Below are 6,024 nucleotides of genomic sequence, written 5' to 3'. Positions count from 1 at the left end.
GGTAATCCCCCCATTTATACATGAAGTTAAAAGTAGAGGTTAATGAGCAAGTTGTGCTAACCGCTGTTTTGGTGTGATTCCACCAATCGCCATATTAGGCCGTTCATGATTGTAAATCCATAACCACTTGGTCGCATAATCCTGGACCTCAGTAATTGAGTTAAACGTATGCTGGCTTAGCCAGTCATAACGTACTGTACGATTATAACGCTCAATGTAGGCATTCTGTTGTGGTTTACCTGGTTGGATGAACTCCAATGTAATCTTGTTTCTCTCTGACCAAGTGGCTAAGGCGCCACTAATGTATTCAGGTCCATTGTCACAACGTATTCGCTTTGGTTTACCGCGCCACTCAATGAGTCGATTTAAAGTACGAATAACTCTTTGTGAGGGTAACGAGAAATCCACTTCAATAGCCAAGCCCTCACGGTTACAGTCATCAAGGATATTCAACAAACGATAGCCCCGTCCATCATCTAGCTGGTCATGCATAAAATCCATTGACCAGGTTTCGTTAATGGTTAAGGGGACCGCCAGTGCCTCAGGCGTATCACGCTGAAGCCGCTTCTTGGGTTTAATCCGTAAGTTCAACTCCAACTCCCGATAAATACGATAAACACGCTTATGGTTCCAGCCAAATCCTTTCACATTACGCAGATACAAAAAGCATAGCCCAAAACCCCAGTTGCGCTGGTTATGTGTTAATCTTAATAACCAATCAGCGATGACAATATTCTCCTCACTGAGCTTAGCCTGATAACGATAACAGGTCTCACTGATACCATACGCCTCACAGGCCAGGCGGATGCTGATACCTTGCTGTTCGACGGCTGTTTTAGCAAGCGTACGTCGCAGGCCGGGCCTCACCACTTTTTTTCCAGGGCCTCCTGACGCAATTCAGACTTTAGCCGTTCTTCGGCATACATCTTCTTCAAACGACGGTTTTCGTCCTCTAATTCTTTCAATCGTTTCATCATTGAGGTATCCATACCACCATATTTGCTACGCCATTTATAGAAAGTGGCGCTACTTATACTATGTTCGCGACATAGTTCGGGAACAGATAGGCCGGCTTCGGCTTGTTTAAGAATCGCCATGATTTGGCTGTCGCTGAATTTTGATCGTTTCATGTAGAATCTCCTATCATTAGATTACGAGAAAATTCTACTTTTGACCTCTGTTATTTTGTGGGGGGATTACCAAACCAGCATCCTCGGAGAAAAATCAATAATTCAAACTCTTGAAAGTGTAATCGACATTGCCGAATCATCCGTATATCCAGGTGAATGGCCCAACTTTAAGGGTACGATAAAAAACATTGTAGACTCATGGCCGGAGTATGTCATAGAGTCGGATCACGCATTAGCTATGCTGAGCAGAGACATGCCTTGCTCGCTCTTTGGCACCTAAGAATTAGTACGATAATAGATCAATTCAAGCAACTACAAAATGCTAACTAACACTTTTCCTGCCAGGTACCATAAATTCATGACCAGTAATTTCAGATGAAATTTCGTCTAAGAATTGACTTCTCGCAGTAACAATAAACTCAGAAAGTAACCAGTTATGCTGTGAATCAAGATGTTTGGCCAAAAGCATTGGATCGTAGCGAGCCAACTCACTGAGCCTATGCATTGCAGCATAAGTTAGCGTCATTGAACTTCGGTTAATAATACCCTCTGGCCCCTTTCCTCTCTTAATATACCAAAGCCTTGATGCTCCATTTATATAAAATAGATATTTTCTTACACGGCGATGGTAGTTAACTAAATTTTGGATACTTCTAGATTGATTAGGTTTTCCATGTCGCCAGCGAAATCGTCGTCGTCTAATTGTTAACTCATCATTATCCACATATTCTGGAGAAGTGTCTTGCTCATACCCAATTGGAAGTTTATTTATTGAATGTTGGTTAGAGTACCTCTCATCAGATATCTCTGCGGTAAACCATGCTTCAGTAGAACCTATTTTCTTTACGTATCTAGGGTTATTAATAGGGATGAATAGTTCAGGCCTAGAAGAAAATGTCAGGTTATATGCTCTATGTATAAATACGAGGTTATAAAAAATATCATTGAGTGTATATGTTTGTCCCGTAGCAACCTCACCTAAGTATTCACAAAGACCAGCAAGAACTCCTCCTTTATGAAATGTAACTTCTTCATTGGAAAGATGAGCACGTTGAGATGTAGATTTACCTGTAACACCATGGTTTTCTGTAATTGGACGGCCTCGAACAGATAACAAGGATTTTACTGCGTTTAAGAAACAATAATATGTTGTTAGTGGTGCTGAGGTATCAGGAAGCTCCAGCGTAGCAAGATAAAACTCTCGTGCCTGCTCCCAATAAAACAAAGCTTTATTCTTACGTTTGCGCTTAAGCCACATTTGCACGTAATCCCAAGTATCTTCTACCAACACAGATTTGCTACGAAAATCAGGATTTGCAATTGCTTTGTGTAAATAAAACCGCTTATTTCCTATGGTAATTTGATTTGTGGTCATACTACCTACCCCCAAGAAGCATCACTTAGCAGCGATATCATAATAATCCATACATTAAAACACTTATTGCATGCTAGCATGACTATCTCAATACGTAAATTTCGCGAATTATTTTTAGTTTACTTTTACAAACACTTCGGCGGCTTCTACATCATACTTATCACTATGTTCTATTTCATAGTAGGAGTTTCTTATCACATAAGGTCCTTCTGCTGTTCTTTTTTTAAGATCTACATTTTTATAGCAATAAATCCAATAATTAAAGCCAATTTCTTTTGCAACTTCTCTTTCGTTCTTTGACCAATATAGTTGATAGCAATCATGCATACTTCCTTTTACTTCTATCATCACTTCATTAACAACACCTTTATCAGTAATTGTATATGACTGTATATCATATCCCTTGGAGTCATCCACGCCACCATAATGGGTGATAAAGGGAATAAGTTCGGAATATCCTAAACTCCTTAATCTTTCTGCTTCATATTCTTTTGCCAACTGCTCCGCCAGTTTTCCGATCTCATTGCGAAATTGGCTGTCTGCGTGGTATCCCATCCTTTGTATTTGACGAAGGGCATGTAAATATTCATTTACATCATGTATATATTCTCGATTTACGAGAATTTTATTTTCCTTATGCTCTAATAGTCTCAGTTCAGATAACCTCATTAACATTATTGTTTCATCATTTTCTTCTTCCTCTTTTCTGTTATATACGAATGTAGAAAACCGATTATCTACATCCATCCTACTAAATATATCTCTTACTGTTTGAATGTTGTTTTCATGGTTAAGATAGACATCTTTAAGTAGTAACTTTGACGCCGTTTGCACAATCTCGTTTTGAATTTCTTTTTGACCATCCGCAATTAATAACCCGAGCTTACTAATAACATAAAAATCGCGATTTTGATCATGAGAAATTAATTTGACTAATTGTGCTTCACTAATCACATCTTTTGGAGAGGCCATTGCTGATAACCGCATATTATTTCTCAATATGCTTTCCAGCTTTCCCCCATTTAAATACCTTGACCCAATATTGCGATAAATTACACATAAGTTTGCTAAATCAACAGCACAGACTTTCATTTTTTATTGCAGTATTTCTTGCAGATGATCTTCAATAAACTGCAAATTATCACTCTCATCATCAAAACCCTCTTTGAGCCAGTAATCAGGCGTCGGTTTGACATTTTCTGAATCTAAAAGTGCATTCATTCTTGCTATTTTGTTTTCCAGATTGTCTGATATCTTTTCATCAATTGAACCAGTGGACATTAATAGATAGTAATTAACTTCTATACCCTCCTTTAGGCCTACTCTATGTATCCTGTCCAATGATTGGACATAATGAGCACAGTTATAGGACCTATCAGTGTAAATTGCATCACTACAGATATTATGAAGCGAAATAGACTCTGCGCATGCCGCTGGATTTGCTATAAGTACTTTGCAGTCCTTGTCATTTTTAAACCTCTCTATCAACTTCTCCCTTGTTATATCTTCCTTATCTTTACTGCTATATGGTACATCGCCATATATTGCTACTGAACCGTTCTCTTTAAACAAGTTTTCTAACATTAACAAATTATGAATAAATGTAGTCCAAATAATCACTTTTCGACCCTCTTCGATAATACTGTTTGTCAGATCAATACACTTTAGTATTTTACTTGGTGTTTCATATCTAGAATACTCTCTAATCACATCCCTTAATGGCAAATCATCAGCAGCCATTTTCCCAACACCAAACTCATAACAGTCTTTCATTAATAAAGATGGGTTTACAGCCACTTGTAACAATCTAATAGCACAACTACTCCTATAGTGCCTTAGAGTATCTTTGTCATCTTTAGCTAGCTTTAAGTCTGACAAATACTTAGTAGCAATACCTAGATATATCTTCTCCTGCAAAGTACCCATGTTGCTGCTAATAATATTAAACTCTGGTTTAGAAAGGTTTAGGTTTGCTTTAGTTACTCTAAAAAATAATCCACCTATTTTTCTTGAAACTTTATCCGACGTTGAATCTTGTGATTGACCCTTTATCATCTTTTGATAGGAAATAAGTTTTCCTAGTGGATAATTAGATGGCCAGAGAAAGGTAAATTGAGACCATAGATCTATAAAATTATTAGGCATAGGTGTTCCGGTCAATATCACCCGTCGTTTAGCATAGTTTGCTATTGCCAAAACTCCATCAACCAATTTTCCTCCACCTGGCTTTTTTATATAGTGAGATTCGTCGAGCACTAACAAATAGTCTCTGCTTGACATAATTACCGCAAGATCTTTGATATCGTTTGCCGCAGTATGATATGTAGTTAATAACAACTCATAATTAGGCGCTTCCAAATAGTTAGAACTTCTTTCTTTTTTAGTTATACCAGAGAGCCTCAATGCGTTTGGTTTTTTTCCAAAACATGAAAAATATTCTTCTTCCCACGGAGCAAAACAACTTGATGGGCCAATGACTAATATCTTATCAGCAATTCGGGCTGCTTTGAGTAGTCCAAAATAAGATAGTACTACAGTTGTCTTTCCGCTTCCTGGTACTGAAAACACTGCGCCGTTCTCTACGGTATCTAGGTGATAAATGGATTTTAATTGATGGGGCTTTGGATCTCGTACTAAGTATTTTCTTATTTTATTCTTTAAACTTCCTAAATCCATATTGTTTTGGTTACATTTAAATTCAAAACCTTTGTTGATAATATCCCTAAATCGGTCATCCAAATTCTCTTTTTCTTGTAGGTATTTTGATAATTTTGAATCTAGCAAATATTCAATTTTATATTTCTTAAGGTGATTAATTAGATTTTCAAATACATTACTTAGGTTCCCTTTAGGTTTTATAATCCATTTTTTTTCTTCTTCCTCGAATATGCCTTGTAGAGTTCCTTTAAAAAATAGCGTATGGATAGTATTGGAAAACACTCCTCCATTATTATTGTCATTTTCTACAATAATTATCGAGTTTTCCTCATAGCTTAGTTTGATCAAAGGCAGCTATCTCTTTTGAATTTCAATGATTTCGTACTTTCTTAGAAATTTTTCTGAGTTCATTAGTGCTCTTGATTATTTCTGAGAGCAAGTCATCCATTTCTACTTTGACTAATGCTTGTTCATCGTGGGGAATAGCATTTATATTTTTAAGTGCTCTTTTCGCTAGCAATTCAGGTTGCTCTGTATCTTTTTGTATTTGCTCTTGTTCTTTTGCATCTTGATACCTACTTTTCAATTCGTGTTTAACTAAATTAATCCAATTCTTTTCCTCCATTAAGTCTTTCTGTATTTGGGCATTAGTGAGCAGCTCGTTATCCTGAGCTAATTCTTCTTCGATGTCATCTAAATCATCTGCTATATCATCAACATCATCCTCTTTATCAATAGCTATTTCGTTGTCATCTACTTCTATATCTAAAGTCTTTTTTAGCTCTAGCCATGCATCTTCTCTTCCGAATAAATTCCGTATTTCCCTTATTCTAAGATGTGGAAATTTTAATCGTATATAGT

Annotated in this window: 5 protein-coding genes; all 5 read right to left on the bottom strand. The window is 36.8% G+C overall.

The features are described 5' to 3' along the window. Nucleotides 1-39: 39 nt before the first annotated feature. A protein-coding gene (locus Q0992_RS06540) for an IS3 family transposase (protein ID WP_299521543.1) occupies nucleotides 40-1,130 on the bottom strand; the annotation gives its coding sequence in 2 pieces (ribosomal slippage) (nucleotides 40-869 and nucleotides 869-1,130; 1,092 coding nt in all). Between the two features lie 322 nt (nucleotides 1,131-1,452). Then, on the bottom strand, nucleotides 1,453-2,505 hold the full coding sequence (locus tag Q0992_RS06535; protein WP_299521542.1) for a YaaC family protein: 1,053 nt from the start codon (nucleotides 2,503-2,505) through the stop codon (nucleotides 1,453-1,455). Between the two features lie 114 nt (nucleotides 2,506-2,619). Continuing rightward, nucleotides 2,620-3,597 carry a DUF3883 domain-containing protein gene (locus tag Q0992_RS06530; RefSeq protein ID WP_299521541.1) on the bottom strand — a complete coding sequence of 326 codons (978 nt, stop codon included), beginning with the start codon at nucleotides 3,595-3,597 and terminating at the stop codon, nucleotides 2,620-2,622. A 3-nt stretch (nucleotides 3,598-3,600) separates the two neighbouring features. Continuing rightward, complete coding sequence (locus Q0992_RS06525; RefSeq protein WP_299521540.1) at nucleotides 3,601-5,511, bottom strand: DEAD/DEAH box helicase; 1,911 nt, start codon at nucleotides 5,509-5,511, stop codon at nucleotides 3,601-3,603. 22 nt (nucleotides 5,512-5,533) lie between these two features. Continuing rightward, the coding region (locus tag Q0992_RS06520) for a hypothetical protein (RefSeq protein ID WP_299521539.1) at nucleotides 5,534-6,024 on the bottom strand (491 nt) is incomplete at its 5' end.

It is taken from the genome of Winogradskyella sp., from assembly GCF_028289625.1.
GTDB lineage: Bacteria > Bacteroidota > Bacteroidia > Flavobacteriales > Flavobacteriaceae > Winogradskyella.
The sequence above is the reverse complement of the archived record's forward strand: the minus strand, read 5'-3'. Positions and strand labels throughout refer to the sequence as shown.